Raw genomic sequence first — 25,245 nt, forward strand, 5'->3', positions numbered from 1 at the left:
GCCGTGAAAACGTTTCCTACCCAAGCAAGCCACGTCCATTCAGGAAATTTCTCTCAACGCTTTTGATTGAATTCCACTTTTCGCAGACTAGTATCGGTTTCTGGTTTTACTCCGGAAAACAAAAACAATGTCTGGGCCGTCTCTCTCCCGCTTCATCCTAATCACCTGCATTTCCCTGATCAGCTTCTTCCCGATCAATATCCTGCTGCCCTCTTTTCCCGCCCTGTCTGCCCAGTTCGATACGCCCAGCGCAGACATCGCACTGTCCATCAGCCTGTTCACTTTGGTGTTTTCGATCTCCCAACTGGTCACTGGCCCGCTGTCGGATAAATGGGGCCGCAAGGAAGTGCTGCTCGGCTGCATCACGCTGTCGATCCTCGGGGCGATAGGCTGCGCAATGGCCCCGGATTACCTGACGTTCCTGCTGTTTCGCACGGTGCAGGCCATGGGCTGCGGCTTCTTCGTGTTGGGCCATGCACTGGTGGAAGACCTGTTCGATGAACAGGACCGAGCCCTGGTACGCCTCTATTACATGACCCTGAGCGGCTCGTTTGTCGCCCTAGCGCCACTGATCGGCTCCTGGCTGCAAACCACCTTCGACTGGCAAGGGAGCTTCTATGGGTTTGCGCTCATGGCATTGGGCATGTTGATCCATGCGTTCTGCATTCTGCCTTCCCAGGCTGCCAGCCCGCACCGCGTACCCGTTTCGATCCTGGGCACGCTCAAAGCAGTCGCCGCCAATCGCGACTTTCTGCGCTATTGGTGGATCGCCGCCCTGGTGTTTGCCTGCTATTTCGCCTTGATCAGCGTGACACCGCTGATTTTCATGGATGCGCTGAAGCTGTCCGAGTACCAATATGCGTTGGTGCTGATGGTGTATGGCGTGGCCTACCTGCTCGGGGGCGTCGCAGCCTCGCACCTGCAAAAACGCATGACGCTGTCCCGGCAAATCAACATCGGTCTCGGACTACTGCTCGTTGCTGGCGCACTGTTAACCCTGATCGTGAGCCTGAACGCCATCAGCACCGTGACCTTGCTCATCCCAATGCTGATCAGCGCCCTGGCCGTGACCCTGGTTCGGCCTGCTGCGATTTCCGCAGCGATGCTGTTGTTCTCAAGCAGTGCGGGCACCGCAGCATCGGCCGGGAACAGCATCATGTTTCTCACGGCGGCCATCAGCAGCGCTGCACTGGCCCAGGCCGGCGATTATCTGCTCATCACCATCGCCATCGGGTTCATTGTGCTCAGCCTATGGGGGCTGATGACCAACAGCCGTGCGGGCCGCTAAGGCTCCCGAATCACCGGCGTAAGCAGCATATCGCTGGTCTGCAACTGCAAATAACGGGGTTTGACCAGCGAAACCTTTCCTTCGCGGATATCGTGGATCAGCGTCTCCGTGTCGACATAACCGTCCGGCAGCTGCGTCCACAACAACGGACCACGATCGTCCCATTCGCCCTTCTCATCCAGCACGAAAATGCGTGGCGGCTTGGAGTCGTGACGATAACTGGTGCTCGGCATTGCCAGCACTTCGGGTTGGCCATCCTGATCCAGGTCGACCGCCCACAGCACGCAACCCAACTCGCAAGGGGAGTCCGTGCTCAGGCTGAGCTCGGCAAATTGCTCGCTGCCTTTGGGCTCCGGGCCGATCCATTCCAGTTCGGGCTTGGGCCGCTCCGCCTGTTCCTTTGCATAACGCTCGGTGAAACTCAGCGCCGTGTCGTCCATCCGCTCACGCAAGGCGCGGCGCGAATCCGGGTCCAGAATGCGTTCCTGATCCAAGTCGACCTGCAACTTTGCAAACGCCTCCTCGCCTGCTTTCTCCAGGCCAAACCGCAAGTAGTCCGCATCGAACGCTTCAGCCTTGGTGCGCCCGTCGAGCAAACGCCGGACCTGATCGTCGACGCTCAAACGTACCGGATCGAGGATCGGCGTATTGACCAACACCACCAGCCCACAAAACAGCAACGCCAGGGCCGGGTTGGTCACCCGCAAGTTGGCGAGCCAGATCGGCGAACGCAACACCACCGCCCAAACGGCCGCCAGGCCATACAAGCCACACAATAGCGCCGCCGCCAGCGCAATGAAGCGTTGTGGCGACAAGGCATATTGCTCCACCCGCAGCCAGCTCGAATAAAACGCGATGGCGGCGAGAATCGGCAGACACAGCAGGCTCAACTCGATAAAACGCGTTAACCATTTGGGGTACGGCCGAGGCTGAATACCCTCCTGAAAAACACCGTTGAGCAAGAACAGCTGCGCACCTGCCAGCACCAGCAGAATGGGCGTTGAATAACCCGTCGCCCAAATTCGTTGGAGCCCGGTGAACGGTAAAGTCAGGGTAAACAGCAGACTGATCAGGGCGATCAACGGCAACAACAAGCCACAGGCGCTGAACAGCATGCCGCGCATCTGGCCGATGACTTTCTCGCTGCGCGCCGCCAGGTACATGCCCAGGGCGAACACCAACGGCAAGCTGATGCACAGGAATCGCTGGCTCCAGAAGTGATGCTCAAAAAATTCGATGCCCAGCATCAGGAACAGTCGGCCCCATAGCTTGAGCAACAACATGAACACCCCCACCAGGATCAGGGCGTACAGCACGATGAACACGCTGTTCCAGGCCTGCTGAAACAGGTCCTCATAACGCCAGCGCTGCCCTTTTTCGGCGGGCCAGGCGAACAGAAACGTGGCACAGACATAACTCAACAACATCACGCTGATAAACCAGGAATTGATCGCCCAACGGCTATTGCCGACATGGTCGAGGCCGTAACAGACCCACAGCGTCATGCCGCCCATCAACAGGGTGAACGCCAGCGTAGGTAGCAGTGACCGCCACCGCAGGGCTTTTTCCCCCAGCAACTGCAAGGTGGTACCGCCGACCAACACAACGGTGTAGGTGACAAAAAACAGAGTTTCGCTCAAGCGATAGAGCTGATCGGAGTAATTGAAGACGATTCCCTGGATCAGACCGATCAGCAGGTAAAACCCAAGAAAACGATGGATACCGGGCATTCCAATTCCTTTGGAGAGGGGTGGGGGGCAAAGGGTCGCTAGTCTAAACAAAGCCCACGGACATGAGTATTGCCCCGTTCCCTCCAGCCGCCAGCGGTGTAGAATCGGCCCTATTCATCGCCAGTCATCCCCCGGCGGGTTTATGAGCTCAAGGCCAATGCGCACGGCGATCCCGTCACGTTTGCGGCAACTTCCGGACACCAGGGCCATTTTTCGGGTGTTCCAGACGTCACTAGAAGCTCACTCCCCTTTGATACCGATTAGCCGCCCGGAGTGCTCCAATGCCTGATTACCGCTCGAAAACATCCACCCACGGCCGCAACATGGCCGGCGCGCGCGCACTGTGGCGTGCCACGGGGATGAAAGATGACGACTTCAAGAAGCCGATCATCGCGATTGCCAACTCTTTTACCCAGTTCGTACCGGGCCACGTCCACCTCAAGGACCTGGGCCAACTGGTCGCCCGCGAGATCGAACGCGCTGGCGGCGTAGCAAAAGAATTCAACACCATCGCCGTGGATGACGGCATCGCCATGGGTCATGACGGCATGCTGTACTCGCTGCCAAGCCGCGAGATCATCGCCGACTCCGTGGAGTACATGGTCAACGCCCACTGCGCCGACGCCATCGTCTGCATCTCCAACTGCGACAAGATCACCCCCGGCATGCTGATGGCCTCCCTGCGCCTGAACATCCCGGTGATCTTCGTCTCCGGCGGCCCGATGGAAGCCGGCAAGACCAAGCTCGCCTCCCATGGCCTGGACCTGGTCGACGCCATGGTCATCGCCGCCGATTCCAGCGCTTCTGACGAGAAGGTTGCGGAATACGAGCGCAGCGCCTGCCCGACCTGCGGTTCGTGCTCCGGCATGTTTACCGCCAACTCGATGAACTGCCTGGTCGAGGCACTGGGCCTGGCGTTGCCGGGCAACGGTTCGACCCTGGCGACCCACAGCGACCGCGAGCAACTGTTCCTGCAGGCCGGCCGCACCATCGTCGAGCTGTGCAAGCGTTACTACACCGAGAACGATGACTCGGTATTGCCGCGCAACATCGCCAACTTCAAGGCGTTCGAAAACGCCATGACCCTGGACATCGCCATGGGCGGTTCCACCAACACCATCCTGCACTTGCTGGCCGCCGCCCAGGAAGCCGAGATCGATTTCGACCTGCGCGACATCGACCGCCTGTCCCGTCACGTGCCGCAACTGTGCAAAGTCGCGCCGAACATCCAGAAGTACCACATGGAAGACGTGCACCGCGCCGGCGGGATCTTCTCGATCTTAGGCTCTCTGGCCCGAGGCGGCCTGCTGCACACTGACCTGCCGACCGTGCACAGCAAGTCCCTCGCCGAAGGCATCGCCAAGTGGGACATCACCCAGACTGACGACGAAGCCGTGCATACCTTCTTCAAGGCCGGCCCGGCGGGCATCCCGACTCAGACTGCGTTCAGCCAGTCGACCCGTTGGGACACCCTGGACGACGATCGTGAAAACGGCTGCATCCGCAGTGTCGAACACGCCTACTCCCAAGAAGGCGGCCTAGCCGTGCTCTACGGCAACATCGCCCTCGATGGCTGTGTGGTGAAAACCGCCGGTGTGGATGAGTCCATCCACGTCTTCGAAGGTCGCGCCAAGATCTACGAAAGCCAGGACAGCTCGGTTCGCGGCATCCTCGCCGACGAAGTGAAAGAAGGCGACATCGTGATCATCCGCTACGAAGGCCCGAAAGGCGGTCCGGGTATGCAGGAGATGCTCTACCCGACGTCCTACCTGAAATCCAAAGGCCTGGGCAAAGCCTGCGCCCTGCTGACCGACGGCCGCTTCTCCGGCGGCACCTCGGGCCTGTCCATCGGCCATGCTTCGCCAGAAGCCGCTGCCGGTGGCGCGATTGGCCTGGTGCAGGATGGCGACAAGGTGCTGATCGACATTCCGAACCGTTCGATCAACCTGTTGATCAGCGATGAAGAACTGGCTGCACGCCGCGTCGAGCAGGACAAGAAAGGCTGGAAGCCAGTGGAGAAGCGTCCGCGCAAAGTCACCACGGCGCTGAAGGCTTACGCCCTGCTGGCCACCAGTGCCGATAAGGGTGCTGTGCGTAACAAGGCGATGCTCGACGGCCTGTAAGCCTCGCCCCAATAAAAATGCCCCGCCAAGTGCGGGGCATTTTTTTGCCTGGAGCAATTCTCCAAAACACTGAGGATCACAATGTGGGAGGGGGCTTGCTCCCGATATAGATGGGTCAGTCAACACATGCACCGACTGGCACCCTGCTATCGGGAGCAAGCCCCCTCCCACATTTACCGGCGTAGAGCCGTGGTTATTGAATCTCATCCGGCTTGACGATCACCCAGTTCTTATCCGCCGTCACCGGCAACCCTTCCTTGGCCTGCGCCGCAGCATGCTTGGCCATCATGCCGTTGAGTTGAGTCATGTATTTGTCTTTGCGGTTGATCCACAGGTGCACGCCGCCCTTGGCGACGTCTACATCGTGGAACAGCATGTAACCGTCGCTGGTCGGCGTGTCGCCGCCGACGATCACCGGTTTTTTCCATTCGTCGATGTAGGTGAGGATCGCCGCGTGTTTACCCGCCATCCAGGTCGCCGGGGTCCACAGGTAGGGGGTCAGCTCCAGGCCAAGGTTGGCTTTCTCATCGTATTTGCCGGCGGTGATCTGCTTGCGGGCGGTGGTCAGCTCGCCGGTCTTGCGGTCCTTGAGCAGGGTGGTCACGCCGATGACGTTTTCAGGTTTGACGTTGTAGCCGTACTTCGGATCCGCCGCGACCATGCGCACCAGTTCCTCGGAAGCGGCCGTCATCACGTACACCTCGATGCCGTTTTCCATCAGCTTGTTGTACAGCTCGGTCTGGCCGGTGAAGACTTTCGGCGGCTGCACCTCGGACTTCTTCACCACGTCGCCTTCGAAATAGCTGACCGGCACGGGCTTGCCGGACGCCATCAGCTCATCCACCTGAACCTTGAGTTCCTTGAGGGTGAAGCCGGAAAACACCTGGGCGACCCAGGGGTAGCAGACCATGTCGTCCACTTCGCACAGGCGATAGTAGTAACTGAACAGGCTTTCCTTATGGTCGGCCGTGTCTTTGAACGGCATCAGCTTGAGCGAAGGATCAAGGCTGTCGCGGGTGATCAGGCCCTTGTTTTCCATGTAGGGCAGCAGGGACTCTTCGAGGTCGTAGCGGTAGCTGGTGTTGTCCATGTCGAACACCGCGTAGTTACCCTTGTTGGCGTTGGCGGCGATCATGTCGTTCAGTTGCTTGGCCGCAGGTGCGGGCCAGTGTTTCAACTCCGTGGCGGCAAACGCCTGGCTGGCGAGTCCCAGGCAAAGTGCGGCGGATACCAGTAGTTTCGGGGCGAGCTTCATAGACGTTGTCTCCCTGAGTGAAAGACATCGACGCTAACAAATCCTCGTGACAGTTCCCATGTTGAGCGCGACCGCGCGCGTCCTGATCCCGCCAACGGCATACGCCTGAGCGTCAAAGGCTTATTCCAAAAACGACAGTCACCATTCCATATTGGTATTAAATCAATATATTTCAAGCTGTTAGGATTTCCGGTTCGCAATCGCAGGCTCACGCGATTGGCTGCCTTCTCAACGGAGCTTCAATGAATCTGCCCCTGATTCTCAACTTACTCGTGTTCGTGGCCCTGCTATTGGGCCTGGCACAAACCCGTCGCACAAACTGGAGCCTCGCCAAGAAGGTTCTGTTTGCCCTGGTCCTGGGCGTGGCGTTTGGTGTGGCGCTGCACAGCATTTACGGTGCCGGCAACCCGGTGCTCAAGGCCTCCATCGGCTGGTTCGACCTAGTCGGTAACGGCTACGTGCAGTTGCTGCAAATGATCGTGATCCCGCTGGTATTTGCCTCGATCCTCAGCGCTGTGGCGCGCCTGCATAACGCAGCGTCCTTGGGCAAGATCAGCTTCCTGACCATCGGCACGCTGCTGTTCACCACCGCGATTGCGGCATTGATCGGTATCGGTTTGACCAACCTGTTCGGCCTCACCGCCGAGGGCCTGGTGGCCGGCACCCAGGAAATGGCGCGCCTGCAAGTGATCCAGAGTGATTACGCAGGTAAGGTCGCCGACCTGAACATCCCTCAGTTGCTGCTCTCGTTTGTGCCGTCAAACCCGTTTGCCGACTTGGCCCGCGCCAAGCCAACGTCAATCATCAGCGTGGTGATCTTCGCTGCTTTCCTGGGAGTTGCCGCGCTGCAACTGCTCAAGGATGACGTGGAAAAAGGCCAGAAAGTGCTCAACGCCATCGACACCCAGCAAGCCTGGGTGATGCGTCTGGTGCGCCTGGTGATGAAACTGACCCCGTACGGCGTATTGGCGCTGATGACCAAAGTGGTCGCCGGTTCCAACCTGCAAGACATCATCAAGCTCGGCAGTTTCGTGCTGGTGTCGTACCTGGCCCTGGGCCTGATGTTCGTGGTGCATGGCCTGCTGCTGTCGCTGGCCGGGATCAACCCGCTGCGCTTCTTCCGCAAGGTCTGGCCAGTGCTGACGTTTGCCTTCACCAGCCGTTCCAGCGCGGCGGCTATCCCGCTGAGCATTGAGGCGCAGACTCGCCGCCTCGGCATTCCGCAATCCATCGCCGGTTTCGCTGCTTCGTTCGGCGCGACCATCGGCCAGAACGGTTGCGCCGGCCTCTACCCGGCCATGCTGGCGGTGATGGTGGCGCCGACCGTGGGCATCAACCCGTTGGACCCGCTATGGATCGCGACCCTGGTGGCGATTGTGACCCTGAGTTCGGCCGGTGTTGCTGGCGTGGGTGGCGGTGCGACGTTTGCCGCACTGATCGTGCTGCCGGCCATGGGCTTGCCGGTCTCACTGGTGGCGCTGCTGATTTCCGTGGAGCCGCTGATCGACATGGGCCGTACGGCGTTGAACGTGAATGGTTCGATGACGGCAGGGGCAATTACCAGCCAGATCATGGGGCAGACGGACAAGGCGTTGTTGGATGCAGATGAGCATGCGGAGTTAGCGCAGGCCTGATAGACCGCCATCGGGGGCAAGCCCCTTCCCACATTTGGAATGCACTTCAATGTGGGAGGGGGCTCGCCCCCGATGCTTTTAGACTTTTTCCCAGACTTCGAAGTTGTAAGCCGGCTTATCACCTTCGGCTGGGTTTGGCAGATTGGAAACCAACGTCCACTGGTTCGCATCAAACTCCGGAAACCACGCATCCCCTTCCGGACTCAGCGCCACGCGCGTGAGATATAACCGATCCGCCTGCTCCAGCCCCTGCGCATACAGCTGCGCGCCACCGATCAGCATCAACTCATCCACGCCCTGCTCCAGCGCCCAGGCTTCAGCCCGCGCCACGGCGGCATCGAGTGACGGAAAAACTTCCGCACCTTCAAGCTTAAGATCGGTCTGACGGCTGACCACCAGGTTCAAGCGCCCAGGCAGCGGTCGCCCCAGAGAATCCCAGGTCTTGCGCCCCATGATGATTGGCTTGCCAAGGGTGGTGGCCTTGAAATATTTGAAATCCCCCGGCAAATGCCAGGGCATGCTGTTATCGACGCCGATCACGCGGTTTTCACCGAGGGCCGCGATCAGGCTTAAAGGGAGAGTTTTTTTCATGGCGACGAGAATACCAGAGCCAAGACCTAGCGGTTATGCTCCAACCTCACTTGCTCAACAGGACGGCGCGTGACTGCACTGAACCCGCTGCAAAAACTCTGGCTGACAGAAACCGTGCGCCTGCGTGAAGAACACGCAGGCGCCCTGGAAGACTTGGAAGCCAACCGCCTGGCCCGCACGGCTGGCGGCGATCTGCCGACGCGCATCCAGCATCGCGCCTTGCATCTGGCCGAGCGCGATGGGCTGACTGCCGCCCTCACCCGCTGGCTGCAAGGTGCGCGTTTGGCACTGGTGCTGCTGGCGCTAGTCGCCGTTATTAGCGGCGCCGGGCTGGCCTTCGCGGCACTGGGCAACGGTTTGACCCCGGTGAATGTGTTCTGGGCCCTGGGCAGCCTGCTCGGTTTGAACCTGATCCTGTTGATAAGCTGGGCACTGGGCCTGCTGTTTGCTGGAGAGCACAGCGCCAGCCTTGGTCGCTTATGGCTGTGGCTCAGTGAAAAACTCGCCCGTGACGCCAAGGCCGCGCAATTGGCCCCGGCGTTATTGCTGTTGTTGCAGCGCCAGAAACTCAATCGCTGGGCAGTCGGTGTGCTGGTCAACGGACTGTGGCTGCTGGCATTGCTCTGCGCGCTGGTCATTCTGCTGACACTGCTCGCCACAAGGCGCTACGGCTTTGTGTGGGAAACCACCATTCTCGGTGCCGACACCTTCGTCGCCGTCACCCAGGCCCTCGGCGCCCTGCCCGCTGTGCTTGGTTTCAATGTACCGACCGTCGAGATGATCCGCGCCAGCGGCGACTCCGCCCTCAATATCGAAAGCGCCCGCCAAGCCTGGGCCGCTTGGTTGGTGGGCGTGTTGCTGGTCTACGGCCTGCTGCCCCGAATCATCCTCGCCCTGTTGTGCCTGTGGCGTTGGAAAGCAGGACGCGCGGCCTTGCGTCTGGACCTGAACCTACCGGGCTATAGCCAACTGCGTGAACGCCTGATGCCAAGCAGTGAACGCCTCGGCGTCAACGACGCCGCGCCCGAGCAACTGCACCACGTGACCGGCGGCGTCAGTGAGCTTGAAAGCGACGGCGCCCTGCTGGTGGCCATCGAGCTGGACGACCAACACCCCTGGCCGCCCAAGCTACCAGCCCAAGTGAAAAACGCCGGCATCCTCGACAGCCGTGAATCGCGCAACAAGCTGTTGGAGCAGCTCACCCGCTTCCCGCCCGCGCGCTTGGCCATCGCCTGCGACCCCCGCCGTTCGCCGGATCGCGGCAGCCTCGCGCTGATCGCCGAACTCGCGCGCAGCGCCGCAGCCACCCGCGTCTGGCTGCTGCAAGCACCGCCTGGCCAAGCGCTGGATGCCGAACGCCTCGGCGATTGGCACACCGCGCTGCATCAACTGGATCTGCCCTTCGCCGACTGCGCGCCGTTGAACTGGCTGGAGACCGGTCATGACTAAACCGCTGAAACTCGCCGTGGTCGGCCATACCAACGTGGGCAAAACTTCGCTGCTGCGCACCCTGACCCGGGATGTGGGCTTCGGTGAAGTCTCCCATCGTCCCAGCACCACGCGGCATGTGGAAGGCGCGCGCCTGTCGGTGGACGGCGAAGCCCTGCTGGAGCTGTACGACACGCCCGGCCTGGAAGATGCCATCGCCCTGCTTGATTACCTGGAACGTCTCGACCGACCCGGCGAACGCTTGGACGGCCCGGCGCGCCTGGCGCGGTTCCTCGAAGGCAGCGAAGCGCGCCAGCGTTTCGAGCAGGAAGCCAAAGTGCTGCGCCAACTGCTGGCCTCGGACGCCGGTCTGTATGTGATTGATGCCCGCGAGCCGGTGCTGGCCAAGTACCGCGATGAGCTGCAAGTGCTGGCCAGTTGCGGCAAACCCTTGCTGCCGGTGCTCAATTTCGTCAGCAGCAGCGACCACCGCGAACCGGACTGGCGCGAAGCCCTGGCCCGCCTCGGCCTGCATGCGCTGGTGCGTTTCGACAGCGTCGCGCCGCCGGAAGACGGCGAGCGTCGTCTGTATGAAAGTCTGGCCCTGCTGCTGGAAAACGCACGACCGCAGTTGGAACGCTTGGTCCTTGATCAGCAAGCCCAACGCCAAGCCCGCCAGCAAAGCGCAGCGCGGTTGATCGCCGAATTATTGATCGACTGCGCCGCGTGCAGGCGCAGCGTGGTCACTGAAGATGAGCAGCAAGCCATCGGCGATTTGCGCAAGGCCGTGCGCCAGCGCGAACAAAAATGTGTGGAAGCTCTGCTCAAGCTGTTCGGTTTCCGCCCACAAGACGCGGCCGCCAGCGACTTGCCGCTGCTGGATGGCCGCTGGGGCGACGACCTGTTCAACCCGGAAACCCTCAAGCAACTCGGCGTGCGCGTGGGTGGCGGGATCGCTGCCGGCGCGGCGGCGGGTGCCGGCGTGGATCTGCTGGTTGGCGGGCTGACGCTGGGCGCCGCTGCCCTGGCCGGTGCCATCGCCGGGGGCGCGCTGCAAACCGCGCGCAGCTATGGCAGCCGCCTGCTGGGCAAGATCAAGGGCCAACGCGAGTTGACCGTCGATGATAGCGTCCTGCGCCTGCTCGCCCTGCGCCAACGCCAGTTGCTCAAGGCCCTGAGCGTGCGCGGCCACGCGGCGATGCACAGCATCAAGGTCGATACGCCCCAGGACAAAACCTGGCGCGAAGGCAAGTTGCCGGAGGCGCTGCACAAAGCCCGTGCCCATCCGCAATGGTCGTCGCTCAACCCCCACGCCAAGCTGAGCCAGACCGAGCGTCAGGAGCAGGTCGAAGCCCTGGCCGCACGGCTCGATGAAGCGTGACTGCGCTTACTGGGACGCGTACCACTCAAATCCCAGAAAAGCCGTGCATAACGTGCGGATCAACTCTTTATCGGCTTTGTTCGCGATACCGTCGCGGTCGATATCACTGTTGGTAAACGATTCCAGCACCCCGTCGCCATCACCGTCATAGGCGGCGGCCTTGTAGATTAGCGAACCCTTGCACTGCGACGCCGTGCGCTCATGGAAGTCCAGCTTGACCGCGTTGGGCGTGCCTGCTTTTGCGTAATGATCGACGTACATCGTCAACGTACGCTGCCAATGGCTGCGCCGATTGAACCAGTTCAACTTCAAAAAGCTGTCGGCAAAGGTGTCCACTCGATGCTTTTCCAACCCGCTGGGGCGGGTAATGGGGTTAAGGTCGTCCGCCCATTGCAGGTCGACCCTGCCATCCGCGCTCATGTCCACCGCAAAGATCTCGTGGATCAGCTCATCGGGACAGCCTGCCTGCTGCTCATAGAAGTGCAGGATAACCGTGTCCGCCTGACCATTGCCGCTCATGTCCTGGGCCGTCACTTTTAAGTAGCGCATCAGCGTTGCTCCTTGAATTAAAGAAGCAAACACCTTAGTGAGCCGACCACCGGCGTTCTAGGCGGCGTATCTGCGTTTGGCGTAAGGCCAATCTACGCAGCCAGTAGCCGTGCGGCCTTGGCCTTGAGTGCCCGCAGATCGAGCACCGGCACGTGCATTTGCTTGGCCAATTCGTCCCAGTGGCGCAGGCGCAGGCTGATTGCATGGAGCGGGTCTTGCTCGAAGGCCCGTGCCTCATCGGCCGTCATCACGCCGCCCTGATAAGCCAAGGTTCGACGGCTGGCTTCGCTCAGGCGCGCGTAGTAATCCGGCTGACTGAAGGTCAGGTAGCGCTTGGCCTGCACGTGATATTCCACCAGCCTGGCCATGCGTTCGCTGAACCCTGCCCGACGCAGGTAATCCGCCCCCAACCGCTCATGGCTGACCACGCCATAACCACCCATGTTCGCGTTGCCCTGGCCGCAGAGATGGCCGATGTCGTGAAAGAACGCTGCCAATACCACTTCATCATCGAAACCTTCTGCCATGGCCAACTGCGCGGTCTGGGACATGTGTTCGATCTGCGACACCGGCTCGCCGATGTAGTCCGCCGTGCCGTGCTGTTCGTACAAACCGAAGACGTCGGTAATCACCTGTTCCCGGTTCATCACGCCTCCCCACACAACGCGCGGATATTGCGCTCGGCCATCGCTGGTCCCACGCTCATGCCCACGCCGGTGTGCATCAACGCTGCACTCACGCCTGGCGCCGCCCGCAAGAACGAAAACGGCGCCGGTCCACGCGAGCCATAAACGCCCTGCCAACGCTCCACCACCTGGATCTTGCAGCCCAGGGTCTGCTGGGCCAGTTCGATCATCCAGTCGTCGACCTGTTCGGCGTTGAAGGGCGACGCATCGCTGCCGTACTCGTGGGAATCGCCGATGATCAGTTCGCCGTGAGGCGTCGGGCTGATCAGCAAGTGAATGCCATGCTCATGCAGGTACGGTGCTTCGCGAAGGATCTGCGCCTGCACCGGCGCGGCTTCCGGCAAGTCGGCGAAAGCACCGTAATGCACGCAACTGAGGCCGGTGAGCAAGGCGTGTTGCAGGTTCAGGTTGAGCACCGGCCGAGCGCGCAGCATTTGCAGGCGACAGACCTGCGGGTTGAGCGGCGCAATCGATTCGGCCAGCAGGGTTTGGTAATCGTGGCCGGAGCAGACGATGATCTGCTCGCCACGAAAGCTCCCCGCCGTGCTGTGCAGTTGCCCCGGCTCCACGTCGCGCACGAGCGTGGAGAAATGAAACTCCACGTTCAGCGCTTGCGTCAGGTAGTTGATCAGCGCCGGAATCGCCTCGCGCGAATACAGCTGTTGATCGTCCTTGCCATGCAGCGCGGCGCGGTGGTGGCGGAACTGGCCGCCGTACAGATCCTTCATTGCTGCGCCTTGCAGCAACTCGACGTTATAGCCGTACTCCTGCGCGCGACCGGCGCAGAAGGCTTCCAGCAGGTGTTCTTCAGCTTCGGTGCGGGCGAACAAGTACGAGCCGTTGCGCTTAAGTTGCAGCCCGGCGACTTGCGCCCACTGCCCCCAGATCGCACGGCTTTCCCGCGCCAGGTCGAGCATCGGCCCCGGTGGTTGGCCGGTGACCAGAGCCTGGCCGAAGTTGCGCACCGAGGCGCCCAACGGCGTGGCGCTGCGCTCGAAGACTTTGACCTTGAGGCCGCGTTTGGCGGCTGCATAAGCGTGGGAAAGGCCGAGGATGCCGGCGCCGATGATCAGCAGGTCGCTGTGGTGTGTCATTTAGTGATGTCCTGTTTTCAAGACCGCCATCGGGGGCAAGCCCCCTCCCACAGTTGACCGCATTCTCATGCAGGAACTCGGTCGACTATGGGAGGGGCTTGCTCCCGCTAGGGCCATCAGCCCTAACGAAAACCTTACTGACCCGCTACCTTCTCCGACTTTCCGTCATAGCGCTTACGCCATTCAGTCAGGATGCTGTCGCGGTTTTTGGAGGCCCAGCCGAAGTCGTTCTTGATCAAACGCTGCTCGTAGTCCGCTGGCAATTCGGTCTGCGGCTTGGCGATTCCCGGCTGGGCGAGCACGGCAAAGTTGTCCTTGTACAACTCCATCGCCGCAGGGCTGGCAGAAAAGTCCGCCAGTTTCTTCGCCGCGTCGGCATGGGCGCTGCCCTTGATCACGGCAGTCGCTTCGATGTCCCAACCCAGGCCTTCTTTGGGCAGGATGATGTCCAGCGGCGCGCCCTGGCGCTTGAGCTGTACCGCCGGGTATTCAAACGAAATACCAATCGGGAATTCCCCCGAAGCCGCCAGCTTGCAAGGCTTGGAACCGGAGTGAACGTACTGGCCGATGTTCTGGTGCAGGTCGTCCATGTACTGCCAGCCTTGTTTCTCGCCGAAGGTCTGCAGCCACGCGCTTACGTCCAGGAAACCGGTGCCGGACGATGCCGGGTTGGGCATGACGATCTTGCCCTTGTACTCAGGCTTGGTCAGGTCTTGCCAGCTCACCGGCTTGGTCAGGCCCTGTTTCTCGGCTTCGACGGTATTGAAGCAGATGGTCGCGGCCCACACGTCCATGCCGACCCAGGCCGGGGGGTTGGCAGCGTCGCGGTAGTTTTTGCCGATCTTGTCCAGGTCCTTAGGCGCGTAGTTGTCGAGCATGCCCTGCTGGTCGAGGATCGCCAGACTGGAGGCCGCCAGTCCCCAGACCACGTCGGCTTGCGGGCGATCTTTCTCGGCCAGCAGCTTGGCCGTGATGATGCCGGTGGAGTCGCGTACCCACTTGATTTCAACATCAGGGTTGGCTTGCTCGAACGCCTTTTTGTAGGTCTTCAACTGCTCGGCTTCGAGGGCCGTGTACACGGTCAGTTCGGTTTTGGCGAAGGCATTCAGGCTGAATGCAGTGAGTACGGCAGCGACCAGCGTCAGGGGCTTGAACATGGAATACCTCCTTTAAGGGTTATTGGCCGGGCGCGGTCTGGCGCCAGGCTTGGGATCGGCGCAGCGCGCCACGTGAGGCCCACGCCAGCAGCAGCGAGACGCCGGCCGAGGTGAACAGGATCAGGGTCGACATGGCCGCCGCGCCGCCCACATTGCCGGCGTCGTCCATGTTCAACACGGCGACGGCGGCGAGGATGGTGTCGGGGCTGTAGAGAAAAATCGCGGCCGATACGGTGGTCATCGCCGATACAAACAGGTAGCGCACGATATCCAGCAGCGCCGGCAGGCAGATCGGCACGGTGACGCGCAGGTAATGACGGTACAGCGGCGCCTTGAGCGACAGCGCGGCTGCTTCAAACTCGGCGTCCAGCTGGCGCAACGCGGTGGTGGCGGTCATCTGCGCAGTGGTCAAATAGTGAGCAATGGTGCACACCACTAGCAGGGTCATGGTCCCGTAGAACACGTGCAGCGGGTTGCCGTTGAGGTTGAAGAAGAACACGTAGCCCAGGCCCAGCACCAAACCCGGCACGGCCATCGGGACAAAGCTGAGCATGCGCAGCGCCAGGTTCAGGCCCTTCTGACCTTTGGTTTTTTCCATCAGATAGGCGCCGGTGAAGATCAGCACACTGCCGATCAGTGCCGTGCACAAGGCCATGCGCAGGCTGTTGCGATAGGCCAGCCAGCCGCCGCCCGCCGTGTCTTCAAACTGGTAGTGGTTCAGCGACAGCGACAGGTTGTACGGCCAGAATTTCACCAGCGAGGAGTACACCGCCATGCCGAACACCAGCAGCAACACCGCGCAGATCAGTAGGACGATGGCCAGGTAGCAGCCATCCCTTACCCGCGATGGCGTGGGCTGGAACACCTGGGCACGGCCACTCATGGCGTCGCCATGACGCCGGCGCAACCACGCATCCACGCCAAAACTGAACAGCGCCGGCAGTAGCAACACCATGCCGATCAACGCGCCGCGACCGAATTGTTGCTGACCGACCACCGCCTTGTAGGCTTCCAACGCCAGCACTTGGTAATCACCACCGACCACCACGGGCACGCCGAAGTCGGTAATGGTCAAGGTGAACACCAGGCAGAATGCGGCGAACACCGCCTGGCGCGTGGCCGGCCAGGTGATGCTGCGAAACGCCCGTGCCGGGCTGGCGCCCATGCTGGAGGCGGCATCGAACAGCCGCGCATCCGCCAGGGACAGCGCCGACAGCAGGATCATCAACGCGTGCGGGAAGGTGTAGATCACTTCCCCGAGCACAATCCCCCAGAAGCCGTAGATGTTGTCCGAAAGCAGCCCGCGCAGCATGCCCTGATTACCGAACAGATAAACCAGCGCAATGCCCGGCAGCATCGACGGTGCCATCAACGGCAGCAGCGACAGGCCTCGCCAGATCGCCTTGCCTGGAATCAACGTGCGTTGCAGCGCGTAGGCAAACAGGTAGGCCAGCGGTACGACAATGGCCGCCACGCTGAGGGAGACTTTCAGGCTATTGCCCAGCAGCCAGTGGAAGTTCTCGCTGGTGATTAATTCCCGAGCGGCCACAAGGCCACCGCCCTGCCCGGCCTCGCTGCTGAAGCCGCGCCAGAAGATCGCCAGCAGCGGCATCAACACGGCAACACTAAGCAGGCACAGCCAGAGCAGTTTGCCGCCGAGCACAAAAATACGGTCGCCGGTTTCGGCGCGGGAAACTTGCCGCGGCAGGGTCATGACAGCGGCCATCTCAGGCAAACACCTGCAGGCTGCGCGGCGGCAAGGCGACCCAGATGTCTTGAGCGCCCAGGCGCGGCATCGCCTCCGGGGCCAGTTCAGCCAGCAGCGGGTGGCCCGGCAGTTGGTCCAGTTCAAAGCTCATGCGGCAGCGGTTGCCGAGGAAGGTGATCTCGCGGACCTTGGCCGCGAACAGGTTTTCTTCATGCACTGGCGGGTTGACGCTGATGGCTTCCGGTCGGCAGAACAGGCGGCCGGACGTGGCCACACCGGCATCCTCGGCCAGGCGCATGTTCATCCCGCCGACCTGGGCATGGCTGGCACTGTTGCGGCTGAACGGCAGCCAGTTGCCCTGGCCGACAAACTCCGCCACGAACGGCGTGGCCGGGCGGTCGTAAATTTCTTGGGGCGTGGCGTATTGCTCGACCTTACCGTTGTTCATTACGGCAATACGGTCGGCCATCAACATGGCTTCGTCCTGGTTGTGGGTGACCATCAGCGTGGTGATGCCCAAGCGCCGTTGCAGCTGGCGCAGCTCGGTGCACAGGTGCTCACGCACGCGGGCGTCAAGGGCGGACATGGGTTCGTCCAGCAGCAGTAACGAAGGGGCCGGCGCCAAGGCGCGGGCCAGGGCAACGCGCTGCTGTTGGCCGCCGGACAGCTGGCCGGGGTATTTCTTTTCGCTGCCGACCAGACCGACCAGTTCCAGCATCTGCCCAACACACTGGCGCACTTCATCGCGACCACTGCCGGTGAGGCCGTAGCCGATGTTCGCTTCGATGGTCAGGTTGGGAAACAGCGCGTAGGACTGGAACAGAATGCCGTAGTCCCGCGCCTGAGGTGGCAGCAGGGAAACATCGCGATCACCCAGGTAAAGTTCGCCGCTGTCCTGGCGCTCCAGGCCGGCGATGCAACGCAGCAAGGTGGTCTTGCCGCAGCCAGACGGACCCAGCAGACACACCAGCTCGCCGGCGGCGACGTCCAGGGACACGTGGTCCAGCGCGGTAAAGGCGCCGAAGCGTTTCTGGATACCGCGCACTTTCATTGGCGCGCCGGGTTGGGTCAGGACTGTGTTCATGGTGGCACCTCATCGAACTGATGAAGGCCATGCTAGGCGGGCAATGCGTCCCTCTTGTGGCAGAAAGGCAAAAGGGAGTGATAGTGGTATTGGTGGATTTGTGTAGGTGATTTGGTGGGGGGTGCCTGGTTTACCGCAATCGGGGGCAAGCCCCCTCCCACACTTGGAATGTGTTCGCAGATCAAAATGTGGGAGGGGGCTTGCCCCCGATTGGCCCTCAAGGCAGCCACCAAACCTCTAAATTGGCGACATTTCCTGCGCCAACCCTAGAAACGCCGCCGGCAGGCGAGCGCCTTTTCGTTCTTTGAGGCAGTACAGGTACTCCAGAATCTGCGGCGCATTCTCAATGGTCAACACCCGCAACTGCGGATCATGGGGCACTTCCTGTCGAGCAATGATGCTGATACCGATATTGCGCAACACCGCCTCCCGGATTGACTCGCGACTGCCGATCTCCAGCAACGGCCCATAGCTCACCCCAGCACCCTGCAACATTTCCTCGGTAAGCCGTCGGGTGGTGGAACCTGCTTCGCGCATCAATAAGGTGTGTCCGGCCAGGGCAGTCAATGGCACATGATCAAGCTTGGCCAGGGGATGATTGCGGTGCACCGCCAACACCAGCGGATCGGTGCCCAGTACGCGGCGGATCAGGCGCGGGTCTTCCAGCAACTGCGAAGAGGCGGCGACGTCTACGCGGTACTCGTCCAGCGCTTCGAGTACCTGCTGAGAATTGCCGATGTCCACCGACACCTCCACATGGGGCAGGCGTTCGCGAAAGGCTTTGACCAGGTCGAGGATGTAATACGGCGCTGTCGCGGCAATGCGCAAAGCGCCCTGGAGTTGACCACTGTTGCGCAGGAAAAACTCGATGTCCGCTTCCTGCTGCAACAACGCCTTGACCATCGGCAGCAACCGGGCGCCGTCGTCACTGACCGTGAGGCGGCGACCACCGCGGTAGAACAGCTCAACGCCGTACTGGCTTTCCAGGTTTCGGATCTGGGTGGTGACTGTGGGCTGGCTCAGGCCGAGTTTTTTCGCCGCCTGGGTAATGCTGCCCAGGCGGGCGACCATAAAAAACGCCTTCAGCTCAGCACTCAGCACACCGCCCTCTCATCGTTTATTTGCGCAACAGGCGCAGGCCATTGAACACCACCAGCAGGCTCACGCCCATGTCGGCGAAGACCGCCATCCACATGGTGGCCATCCCCAGGAAAGTGACCGCGAGGAAGATCGCCTTGATCACCAGCGCCAGGGCGATGTTCTGCTTGAGGATACTCGACGTTTGCCGCGACAAACGAATGAATGCCGGGATCTTGCGCAAATCATCGTCCATCAGCGCCACGTCGGCAGTCTCGATGGCAGTGTCGGTACCGGCGGCGGCCATTGCAAAACCGATCTCGGCACGGGCCAGGGCCGGGGCGTCGTTGATGCCGTCGCCGACCATGCCCACCCGGTGGCCTTGGCCGTAGAGGGTTTCGATGGCTTGCAGTTTGTCGGTGGGCAACAGGTCGCCTTGAGCCTGGTCGATGCCGACCTGGGCCGCAATCGCCTGGGCGGTGTGGGTGTTGTCGCCGGTGAGCATCAGGGTTTTGATGCCCAACTCGTGCAATTGCTGAATGGCCTCGCGACTGCTGTCCTTGACGGTATCGGCCACGGCGAACAGCGCCAGGGGGCCGGACTTATCGAGCAGCAACACCACGGACTTTCCTTGCTTCTCCAGCGCGAACAGCTTTTCTTCCAGCTCAGGCGAGCACAGGCCGAGGTCTTCCACCAGACGGTGGTTACCCAGGTGGTAAGTCTCACCCTTGATATCGCCGCGCACACCACGACCGGCCAGGGCTTCGAAGTTATCCACAACGTGCACCGGCAGGTTTTTATCCACAGCCGCATTCGCGATGGCCAACGACACCGGGTGGTCAGAACGCCCAGCCAAACTGGCGGCGAGGGCCGGTACGCTGTCCTCGACGTTTGGGAACAACGCCAAGTAATCGGTCTGCACCGGTTTGCCGTGCGTGATGGTGCCGGTCTTGTCCAGCGCCAGGTAGTCGAGCTTGTAACCACCCTCCAGGTACACGCCGCCCTTGATCAGGATGCCTTTGCGCGCCGCCGCCGCCAGGCCGCTGACGATCGTCACCGGAGTGGAAATCACCAACGCGCAGGGGCAGGCAACCACCAGCAGCACCAGGGCGCGGTAGATCCAGTCGAACCAGACACCGGCCATGAACAGCGGCGGAATAATCGCTACACCCAAGGCAAACAGGAAGACGGCCGGGGTGTAGACCTTGGAAAAACTGTCGACGAAGCGCTGGGTCGGAGCCCGTGCGCCTTGTGCTTGCTCGACGGCGTGGATGATCCGCGCCAGTGTGGAGTTATTGGCCGCTGCCGTGACTTTGTATTCCAGGGAGCCGGCTTGGTTAATGGTGCCGGCGAAGACTTTATCGCCCACGGTTTTTTCAATCGGCAGGCTTTCCCCGGTGATCGGCGCCTGGTCGATGGTGGATTGACCTGCGGTGACTTCACCGTCCAGGCCGATGCGCTCGCCGGGTTTAACCCGGACGATGGCGCCCAGTTCGATGCTTTTAACCTCCTGCTCAACCCAGTTACCGTCGGCCTGCTGCACCGTGGCCTGTTCCGGGGTCATCTGCATCAAGCCGCTGATGGCATTGCGCGCACGGTCCAGGGACTCGGCTTCAATCAGCTCGGCGACGGTGAACAGGAACATCACCATGGCGGCTTCCGGCCACTGGCCGATCAGGATCGCGCCCGTCACGGCGATGCTCATTAAGGCGTTGATGTTCAGGTTGAGGTTCTTCAGGGCGATCCAGCCCTTTTTATAGGTGGTGAGGCCGCCGCTGAGGATCGACACCAGCGCCACGAGGGCAATGACCCACGTCGGCGCGGCATTCGTGAAGTGCAGCACTTCGGCGCCCAACGCACCGACGCCGGACAACGCCAACGGCCACCAGTGTTTTTTGGCAGGCGGTTCGGCAGCCGGGGTACCTTCCTCGATCGGGTCGGCCTGCATGCCCAAGGACTTGATGGCATCGATGATCGGCGCGGTACTCGGCAAGTCGTGGGTGACGCCGAGGATGCGGTTGATCAGGTTAAATTCCAGTTGCTGCACACCCGCCAACTTGCCCAGTTTGTTCTGGATCAGCGTTTGCTCGGTGGGGCAGTCCATGGCTTCGATGCGGAAGGTGCTGAGGCGCGAGCCGGCGGTGGGCGCTTCGCTCAATTGCACCAACTCCGGTGCTGGAGTGCCGGAACAGCAGGCACCACCGTGGCCGTGGTTATGCACAGGCGTGAGTTTCTTGGGGCCATGATCATGATCATGATCGTGATCGTGATCGTGTTTATGCGGGGTGTGGATGGAGTCGCTCATTCGGTCGCGTCCGTAAAGGTGCCTGTTGCCAAGTAAAGACCCTGTAGCCACTATAGGGTCAAGCACCCATTTGGAGATTGCTCCCATGAAGATCGGCGAATTGGCCAAACTGACTGACTGTCAGGTGGAAACCATCCGTTATTACGAGAAAGAAGGCCTGCTGCCGCCGCCGGCGCGCACCGACGCCAACTACCGCGTGTACACCCAGGCGCACACCGAGCGGCTGATCTTTATCCGCAACTGCCGCAGCCTCGACATGACCCTCGAAGAAATCCGCAGCCTGCTCAGCCTACGCGACAGTCCACAGGACCAATGCGAAAGCGTGAATGCGTTGGTCGACGAGCATATCCACCATGTGAAAGCGCGGATCGACGGGCTATTGGCGTTGCAGGTGCAGTTGCTGGACTTGCGCCAACGCTGTGGCGGCGGGGATCACTGTGGGATTTTGCAGCAGTTGGAGGTCAGCGGGAGTATGCAGGCCAGCGAGGCTGAGCCCTCACATGTAGGCAGAAGCCACGGCCATTAAACGGGCCAAATGTGAGAGGGGGCTTGCCCCCGATGGCGGTGGGTCAGTTAAGTATTGGGTGACTGACCCACCGCAATCGGGGGCAAGCCCCCTCCCACATTGGACGGCGTCAGACGCTAGATAGCGACATCGGCCTTGATGCTTGGATCAGCGTCATAGCCCACAATCTCAAAATCTTCGAACTTGTAATCGTAGATCGACGCCGGCTTACGCTTGATCACCAACTCCGGCAGCTTCTTCGGTGTACGCGCCAGTTGGGTCCGGATCTGTTCCATATGGTTGCTGTAGGCATGGGTATCGCCAGTGGTGACGATGATCTCGTGAGGGATCAAGTCGCACTGTTGCGCCAACATATGGGTGAGCAACGCCAGGGCCGCGGTGTTGTACGGCAGACCAAGGAATACGTCGGAGCTGCGGATGTACAACTGCATCGACAGATGGCCGTCATGCACGAACGCCTGGTACAGCAGGTGGCACGGTGGCAGGGCTTGTTTGCCGTTGCGCGCGTTTTCCTGTGGGCTCTTGGTTTCGTCCGGCAGGTATTCGACGTTCCAGCCGTGGAACAGAATGCGACGGCTGTTGGGGTTGGTCTTGAGCGTGTGCACCATGTAGTCGATCTGGTTGATCGTGCCGCCGTCTTTGGTCGGCCAGGCAGTCCACTGCTCGCCGTAGACCGGGCCCAGGTCGCCGTCTTCGGTGGCCCATTCGTCCCAAATCTTCACGCCGTTTTCGTTGAGCCACTTGATATTGGTGTTGCCGCTCAACATCCAGATCAGCTCATTGGCGATGCTTTTGAAGTGAAGCTTCTTGGTGGTCAGCAGCGGGAAGCCGTCGGCCAAGTTATGCCGATACTGACGGGCGAACACGGCCTTGGTGCCGGTGCCGGTGCGATCGCCCTTGGTCAGGCCATTGGTCACGACGTCGTTCAGTAGTTCGAGATATTGCTTCATGTAAGTACCCGTATCGTTGAAGCCGGAGCCCGCACGCAGGCCCCGGCATTCGAATTTAAAGCGCGGTGTTCTTCAGCGGCTGCGGGCGATTGTACGCCCACCACAGCAGGCCCAGGCCCACGAGGATCATTGGGATGCTCAACACCTGACCCATGGTCAGCCAGCCCCACGCGAGGTAGCCCAGTTGCGCATCCGGCACACGTACGAATTCGACGATGAAACGGAAGATGCCGTAAAACAGCGCGAACATGCCGGAAACGGCCATGGTCGGGCGCGGTTTGCGCGAGAAGATGTACAGAATGAGGAACAGTGCCACACCTTCCAGTGCGAACTGGTATAGCTGCGACGGATGGCGCGGCAGTTGTGCCGGGTCGCTGAACGGCGGGAATACCATGGCCCACGGCACGTCGGTCGGCTTGCCCCAGAGCTCGGCGTTGATGAAGTTACCGATACGCCCGGCGCCCAGGCCAATCGGCACCAGCGGCGCAACGAAGTCCATCAGTTGGAAGAACGACTTGCCATTGCGGCGGCCGAACCACCAGGCAGCAATCATTACGCCGATAAACCCGCCGTGGAACGCCATGCCGCCCTTCCACACTTCGAAAATCAGTGTCGGATTGGCGATGTAGGCGGACAGATCGTAGAACAGCACATACCCCAGACGCCCGCCGACGATGACCCCCATGGACAGCCAGAAGACCATGTCGGAGAGTTTCTCCTTGGTCCAGGTCGGGTCGAAACGGTTCAGGCGGCGGGAGGCCAGCAGCCAGGCGCCGCCGATGCCGATCAGGTACATCAACCCGTACCAGTGGATTTTCAGCGGACCGATGGCCAGAGCCACCGGGTCGATCTGCGGGTAAGGCAGCATTGCGACTCCTCGTTAAATCATGCGTTATGGCGACCGGACCATGCCCGGACGCGATTAAGTCTGCGTTACAGCAAAAAGTTTAAGCCCACGCAAAACAGCAAGCCGGCGAACAACCGCTTGAGCAACCGCGGCGACAACCGATGCGCCAGGCGTGCGCCAAAGCGGGCAAACACCATACTGGTCAGGGCAATGCCCAGCAGCGCCGGTAAATACACGAACCCTAGACTATGAGCGGGCAACAGCGGGTCATGCCAGCCCAGAATCATGAAACTTAATGCACTGGCCAGGGCAATCGGCAGGCCACAGGCGGACGAGGTGGCCACCGCCTGTTGCATCGGCACGCTGCGCCAGGTCAAAAACGGCACGGTCAGCGAGCCGCCGCCGATGCCGAAAATGGCCGAAGCCCAGCCAATCACCGTACCGGCCAGGGTCAGGCCGACCTTGCCTGGCACCGTTCGACTGGCCTTGGGCTTAACCTCCAGGGCCAGTTGCACGGCGATGATCAGCGCGAACACGCCAATGATCTTCTGCAAATGCGGACCGGAAATCGCCTCGGCGGTCAGCGCACCGAAACCTGCACCGATCAGGATGCCCACGGTCATCCACACAAAGATCGGCCAACGCACCGCGCCACGTCGGTGGTGCTCACGCACGGCATTGACCGAGGTAAAGATGATCGTCGCCAAGGATGTGCCTACGGCCAAGTGAGTCAGCACCTGCGGGTCGAAGCCCTGCAAGGTGAAGCTGAACACCAGCACCGGCACGATAATGATCCCGCCGCCCACGCCAAACAGCCCGGCGAGCACACCCGCACAGGCGCCCAGCAGCAAATACAGCAGAAATTCCATGGGAGCCCCCGAATCAAGTCCGGCATGTTAACGGATGGAAGGCATGCGGCCCAACTGGATACGATGGAACACCGCTGCCGGTGTGGGTAGAGTGGCAAAAAACACAAAAGGGAATCGCCTGATGTGCCTGATTGTTTTCGCCTGGCGGCCGGGCCACGCCCAACCGCTGATCGTCGCGGCCAACCGTGACGAGTTCTATGCCCGCCCCAGTCTGCCGCTGGCCCAGTGGCCGGACGTGCCCGAAATCTATGCCGGTCGCGATCAGGAAGCAGGCGGCACTTGGCTTGGCGTGAATGCCGATGGGCGATTTGCTGCCCTGACCAATATCCGTGATCCCCACCAACCGCCGGCACGAAAGTCACGCGGCGAACTGGTCGCGGGGTTCCTCAGTGGTTCACTGCCCATTGACGACTACTTGGCCGACGTTAACGGCCGATCGATTGAATACGCCGGGTTTAACCTGCTGGTGGGCACGCGGGATGAGTTGTGGCATTACAACGCCAATCACACCGAGCCCACGCAGTTGAAAGCGGGCGTGTACGGGTTATCCAACGCAGGGCTGGATACGCCTTGGCCGAAACTGCTTAAGGCCAAAGCTGCGCTGAGTGAGTTGCTGAACAATCCGCAACCCGAAGCGCTACTGGAGATTCTGAGCGATCCGCAGATCGCGCCCTTTGCTGAGTTGCCGGATACCGGCGTGGGGTTGGCGACTGAAAGCCTGTTATCGAGCGTATTTATCGCCAGCCCAAGTTATGGAACACGGGCGAGTACGGCGCTGATTGTAAATGCCGATGGCACGCGGCGGATGGTGGAGCGTAGCTTTGGGCCCCATGGTGGCCGACTCGGGGAAGTCGAACTCACGCTCTAGACACACCACAAAACCAATGTGGGAGGGGGCTTGCTCCCGATGGCAGTGTGTCAGTCAGAATATCTGGTACTGACACACCGCCATCGGGAGCAAGC

Annotated in this window: 21 protein-coding genes; 7 read left to right on the plus strand and 14 right to left on the minus strand. The window is 61.1% G+C overall.

Annotated features, from left to right (window positions below; genetic code table 11):
* The first annotated feature begins 127 nt into the window (after positions 1 to 127).
* Positions 128 to 1,288 carry an MFS transporter gene (locus G9Q84_RS04850; protein WP_181642967.1) on the plus strand — a complete coding sequence of 387 codons (1,161 nt, stop codon included), beginning with the start codon at positions 128 to 130 and terminating at the stop codon, positions 1,286 to 1,288.
* On the opposite strand, the gene G9Q84_RS04855 is transcribed toward G9Q84_RS04850, so the two are convergent.
* Positions 1,285 to 3,018: a DUF4153 domain-containing protein gene (locus G9Q84_RS04855; protein ID WP_032884173.1), complete on the minus strand. Its 1,734-nt coding sequence runs from the start codon at positions 3,016 to 3,018 to the stop codon at positions 1,285 to 1,287. The genes G9Q84_RS04850 and G9Q84_RS04855 overlap by 4 nt on opposite strands.
* A gap of 281 nt (positions 3,019 to 3,299) precedes the next feature.
* On the opposite strand from G9Q84_RS04855, the gene ilvD reads away from it, so the two are divergent.
* On the plus strand, positions 3,300 to 5,141 hold the full coding sequence (gene ilvD / locus G9Q84_RS04860; protein ID WP_032884175.1) for a dihydroxy-acid dehydratase: 1,842 nt from the start codon (positions 3,300 to 3,302) through the stop codon (positions 5,139 to 5,141).
* A 193-nt stretch (positions 5,142 to 5,334) separates the two neighbouring features.
* Here ilvD and G9Q84_RS04865 read toward each other — a convergent pair whose 3' ends face one another.
* A complete protein-coding gene (locus G9Q84_RS04865; RefSeq protein WP_095185144.1) occupies positions 5,335 to 6,396 on the minus strand; it encodes an HAD family hydrolase in 1,062 nt (353 codons plus the stop codon).
* A 242-nt stretch (positions 6,397 to 6,638) separates the two neighbouring features.
* Here G9Q84_RS04865 and G9Q84_RS04870 point away from each other — a divergent pair, with 242 nt between their 5' ends.
* Complete coding sequence (locus G9Q84_RS04870; RefSeq protein WP_181642968.1) at positions 6,639 to 8,030, plus strand: L-cystine transporter; 1,392 nt, start codon at positions 6,639 to 6,641, stop codon at positions 8,028 to 8,030.
* 78 nt (positions 8,031 to 8,108) lie between these two features.
* Here G9Q84_RS04870 and G9Q84_RS04875 read toward each other — a convergent pair whose 3' ends face one another.
* Positions 8,109 to 8,621 carry a dihydrofolate reductase gene (locus tag G9Q84_RS04875; RefSeq protein ID WP_095185145.1) on the minus strand — a complete coding sequence of 171 codons (513 nt, stop codon included), beginning with the start codon at positions 8,619 to 8,621 and terminating at the stop codon, positions 8,109 to 8,111.
* A 69-nt stretch (positions 8,622 to 8,690) separates the two neighbouring features.
* Here G9Q84_RS04875 and G9Q84_RS04880 point away from each other — a divergent pair, with 69 nt between their 5' ends.
* Together G9Q84_RS04880 and G9Q84_RS04885 are read left to right on the plus strand one after the other, a co-directional pair.
* On the plus strand, positions 8,691 to 10,070 hold the full coding sequence (locus G9Q84_RS04880; RefSeq protein ID WP_181642969.1) for a DUF2868 domain-containing protein: 1,380 nt from the start codon (positions 8,691 to 8,693) through the stop codon (positions 10,068 to 10,070).
* The gene (locus G9Q84_RS04885; protein WP_181642970.1) at positions 10,063 to 11,430 is read left to right on the plus strand and encodes a DUF3482 domain-containing protein; all 1,368 of its coding nucleotides are present in this window, start codon (positions 10,063 to 10,065) and stop codon (positions 11,428 to 11,430) included. Before G9Q84_RS04880 ends, G9Q84_RS04885 begins: the two co-directional genes overlap by 8 nt.
* Before the next feature lie 6 nt (positions 11,431 to 11,436).
* Here G9Q84_RS04885 and G9Q84_RS04890 read toward each other — a convergent pair whose 3' ends face one another.
* The 8 genes from G9Q84_RS04890 to G9Q84_RS04925 form a co-directional block, all read right to left on the minus strand.
* Complete coding sequence (locus G9Q84_RS04890; RefSeq protein ID WP_181642971.1) at positions 11,437 to 11,979, minus strand: hypothetical protein; 543 nt, start codon at positions 11,977 to 11,979, stop codon at positions 11,437 to 11,439.
* A 92-nt stretch (positions 11,980 to 12,071) separates the two neighbouring features.
* On the minus strand, positions 12,072 to 12,626 hold the full coding sequence (locus G9Q84_RS04895) for a phosphonate degradation HD-domain oxygenase (protein ID WP_181642972.1): 555 nt from the start codon (positions 12,624 to 12,626) through the stop codon (positions 12,072 to 12,074).
* Complete coding sequence (locus G9Q84_RS04900; RefSeq protein ID WP_095185148.1) at positions 12,626 to 13,759, minus strand: TIGR03364 family FAD-dependent oxidoreductase; 1,134 nt, start codon at positions 13,757 to 13,759, stop codon at positions 12,626 to 12,628. The genes G9Q84_RS04895 and G9Q84_RS04900 overlap by 1 nt, the downstream gene beginning before the upstream one ends.
* Positions 13,760 to 13,893: 134 nt before the next feature.
* Complete coding sequence (locus G9Q84_RS04905) at positions 13,894 to 14,916, minus strand: putative 2-aminoethylphosphonate ABC transporter substrate-binding protein (RefSeq protein WP_032884187.1); 1,023 nt, start codon at positions 14,914 to 14,916, stop codon at positions 13,894 to 13,896.
* A gap of 19 nt (positions 14,917 to 14,935) precedes the next feature.
* Positions 14,936 to 16,642 (minus strand): putative 2-aminoethylphosphonate ABC transporter permease subunit, encoded by a 1,707-nt coding sequence (locus tag G9Q84_RS04910; protein WP_032884190.1) that lies wholly within the window; start codon positions 16,640 to 16,642, stop codon positions 14,936 to 14,938.
* 1 nt (position 16,643) lies between these two features.
* On the minus strand, positions 16,644 to 17,708 hold the full coding sequence (locus G9Q84_RS04915; protein ID WP_181642973.1) for a putative 2-aminoethylphosphonate ABC transporter ATP-binding protein: 1,065 nt from the start codon (positions 17,706 to 17,708) through the stop codon (positions 16,644 to 16,646).
* A 237-nt stretch (positions 17,709 to 17,945) separates the two neighbouring features.
* Positions 17,946 to 18,809, minus strand: coding sequence for a LysR family transcriptional regulator (locus G9Q84_RS04920; protein WP_181642974.1), 864 nt, complete (start codon positions 18,807 to 18,809; stop codon positions 17,946 to 17,948).
* Positions 18,810 to 18,825: 16 nt separating this feature from the next.
* On the minus strand, positions 18,826 to 21,090 hold the full coding sequence (locus G9Q84_RS04925; protein WP_181642975.1) for a heavy metal translocating P-type ATPase: 2,265 nt from the start codon (positions 21,088 to 21,090) through the stop codon (positions 18,826 to 18,828).
* Positions 21,091 to 21,175: 85 nt separating this feature from the next.
* Between G9Q84_RS04925 and cadR the strand changes: the two genes are divergently transcribed.
* On the plus strand, positions 21,176 to 21,616 hold the full coding sequence (cadR, locus tag G9Q84_RS04930) for a Cd(II)/Pb(II)-responsive transcriptional regulator (protein ID WP_032884195.1): 441 nt from the start codon (positions 21,176 to 21,178) through the stop codon (positions 21,614 to 21,616).
* 116 nt (positions 21,617 to 21,732) lie between these two features.
* On the opposite strand, the gene G9Q84_RS04935 is transcribed toward cadR, so the two are convergent.
* From G9Q84_RS04935 to G9Q84_RS04945, 3 genes are all read right to left on the minus strand, one after another.
* Positions 21,733 to 22,566, minus strand: a complete 834-nt coding sequence (locus tag G9Q84_RS04935; protein WP_015886389.1) for a thymidylate synthase — start codon at positions 22,564 to 22,566, stop codon at positions 21,733 to 21,735.
* A gap of 55 nt (positions 22,567 to 22,621) precedes the next feature.
* Positions 22,622 to 23,434, minus strand: a complete 813-nt coding sequence (lgt, locus tag G9Q84_RS04940; protein ID WP_032884196.1) for a prolipoprotein diacylglyceryl transferase — start codon at positions 23,432 to 23,434, stop codon at positions 22,622 to 22,624.
* A 65-nt stretch (positions 23,435 to 23,499) separates the two neighbouring features.
* Positions 23,500 to 24,282 carry a sulfite exporter TauE/SafE family protein gene (locus G9Q84_RS04945; protein WP_032884198.1) on the minus strand — a complete coding sequence of 261 codons (783 nt, stop codon included), beginning with the start codon at positions 24,280 to 24,282 and terminating at the stop codon, positions 23,500 to 23,502.
* Between the two features lie 121 nt (positions 24,283 to 24,403).
* On the opposite strand from G9Q84_RS04945, the gene G9Q84_RS04950 reads away from it, so the two are divergent.
* Positions 24,404 to 25,150, plus strand: a complete 747-nt coding sequence (locus tag G9Q84_RS04950) for an NRDE family protein (RefSeq protein ID WP_181642976.1) — start codon at positions 24,404 to 24,406, stop codon at positions 25,148 to 25,150.
* Positions 25,151 to 25,245 lie beyond the last annotated feature (95 nt).

This window comes from Pseudomonas sivasensis (genome assembly GCF_013778505.1).
Lineage (GTDB): Bacteria > Pseudomonadota > Gammaproteobacteria > Pseudomonadales > Pseudomonadaceae > Aquipseudomonas > Aquipseudomonas sivasensis.

Coding starts and splice junctions, on each gene's coding strand:
- G9Q84_RS04850 (WP_181642967.1), top strand. CDS start 128: ATGTCTGGGCCGTCTCTCTCCCGCTTCATCCTAATCACCTGCATTTCC.
- G9Q84_RS04855 (WP_032884173.1), bottom strand. CDS start 3,018: ATGCCCGGTATCCATCGTTTTCTTGGGTTTTACCTGCTGATCGGTCTG.
- ilvD (WP_032884175.1), top strand. CDS start 3,300: ATGCCTGATTACCGCTCGAAAACATCCACCCACGGCCGCAACATGGCC.
- G9Q84_RS04865 (WP_095185144.1), bottom strand. CDS start 6,396: ATGAAGCTCGCCCCGAAACTACTGGTATCCGCCGCACTTTGCCTGGGA.
- G9Q84_RS04870 (WP_181642968.1), top strand. CDS start 6,639: ATGAATCTGCCCCTGATTCTCAACTTACTCGTGTTCGTGGCCCTGCTA.
- G9Q84_RS04875 (WP_095185145.1), bottom strand. CDS start 8,621: ATGAAAAAAACTCTCCCTTTAAGCCTGATCGCGGCCCTCGGTGAAAAC.
- G9Q84_RS04885 (WP_181642970.1), top strand. CDS start 10,063: ATGACTAAACCGCTGAAACTCGCCGTGGTCGGCCATACCAACGTGGGC.
- G9Q84_RS04890 (WP_181642971.1), bottom strand. CDS start 11,979: ATGCGCTACTTAAAAGTGACGGCCCAGGACATGAGCGGCAATGGTCAG.
- G9Q84_RS04895 (WP_181642972.1), bottom strand. CDS start 12,626: ATGAACCGGGAACAGGTGATTACCGACGTCTTCGGTTTGTACGAACAG.
- G9Q84_RS04900 (WP_095185148.1), bottom strand. CDS start 13,759: ATGACACACCACAGCGACCTGCTGATCATCGGCGCCGGCATCCTCGGC.
- G9Q84_RS04905 (WP_032884187.1), bottom strand. CDS start 14,916: ATGTTCAAGCCCCTGACGCTGGTCGCTGCCGTACTCACTGCATTCAGC.
- G9Q84_RS04910 (WP_032884190.1), bottom strand. CDS start 16,642: ATGGCCGCTGTCATGACCCTGCCGCGGCAAGTTTCCCGCGCCGAAACC.
- G9Q84_RS04915 (WP_181642973.1), bottom strand. CDS start 17,708: ATGAACACAGTCCTGACCCAACCCGGCGCGCCAATGAAAGTGCGCGGT.
- G9Q84_RS04925 (WP_181642975.1), bottom strand. CDS start 21,090: ATGAGCGACTCCATCCACACCCCGCATAAACACGATCACGATCACGAT.
- cadR (WP_032884195.1), top strand. CDS start 21,176: ATGAAGATCGGCGAATTGGCCAAACTGACTGACTGTCAGGTGGAAACC.
- G9Q84_RS04935 (WP_015886389.1), bottom strand. CDS start 22,566: ATGAAGCAATATCTCGAACTACTGAACGACGTCGTGACCAATGGCCTG.
- lgt (WP_032884196.1), bottom strand. CDS start 23,434: ATGCTGCCTTACCCGCAGATCGACCCGGTGGCTCTGGCCATCGGTCCG.
- G9Q84_RS04945 (WP_032884198.1), bottom strand. CDS start 24,282: ATGGAATTTCTGCTGTATTTGCTGCTGGGCGCCTGTGCGGGTGTGCTC.
- G9Q84_RS04950 (WP_181642976.1), top strand. CDS start 24,404: ATGTGCCTGATTGTTTTCGCCTGGCGGCCGGGCCACGCCCAACCGCTG.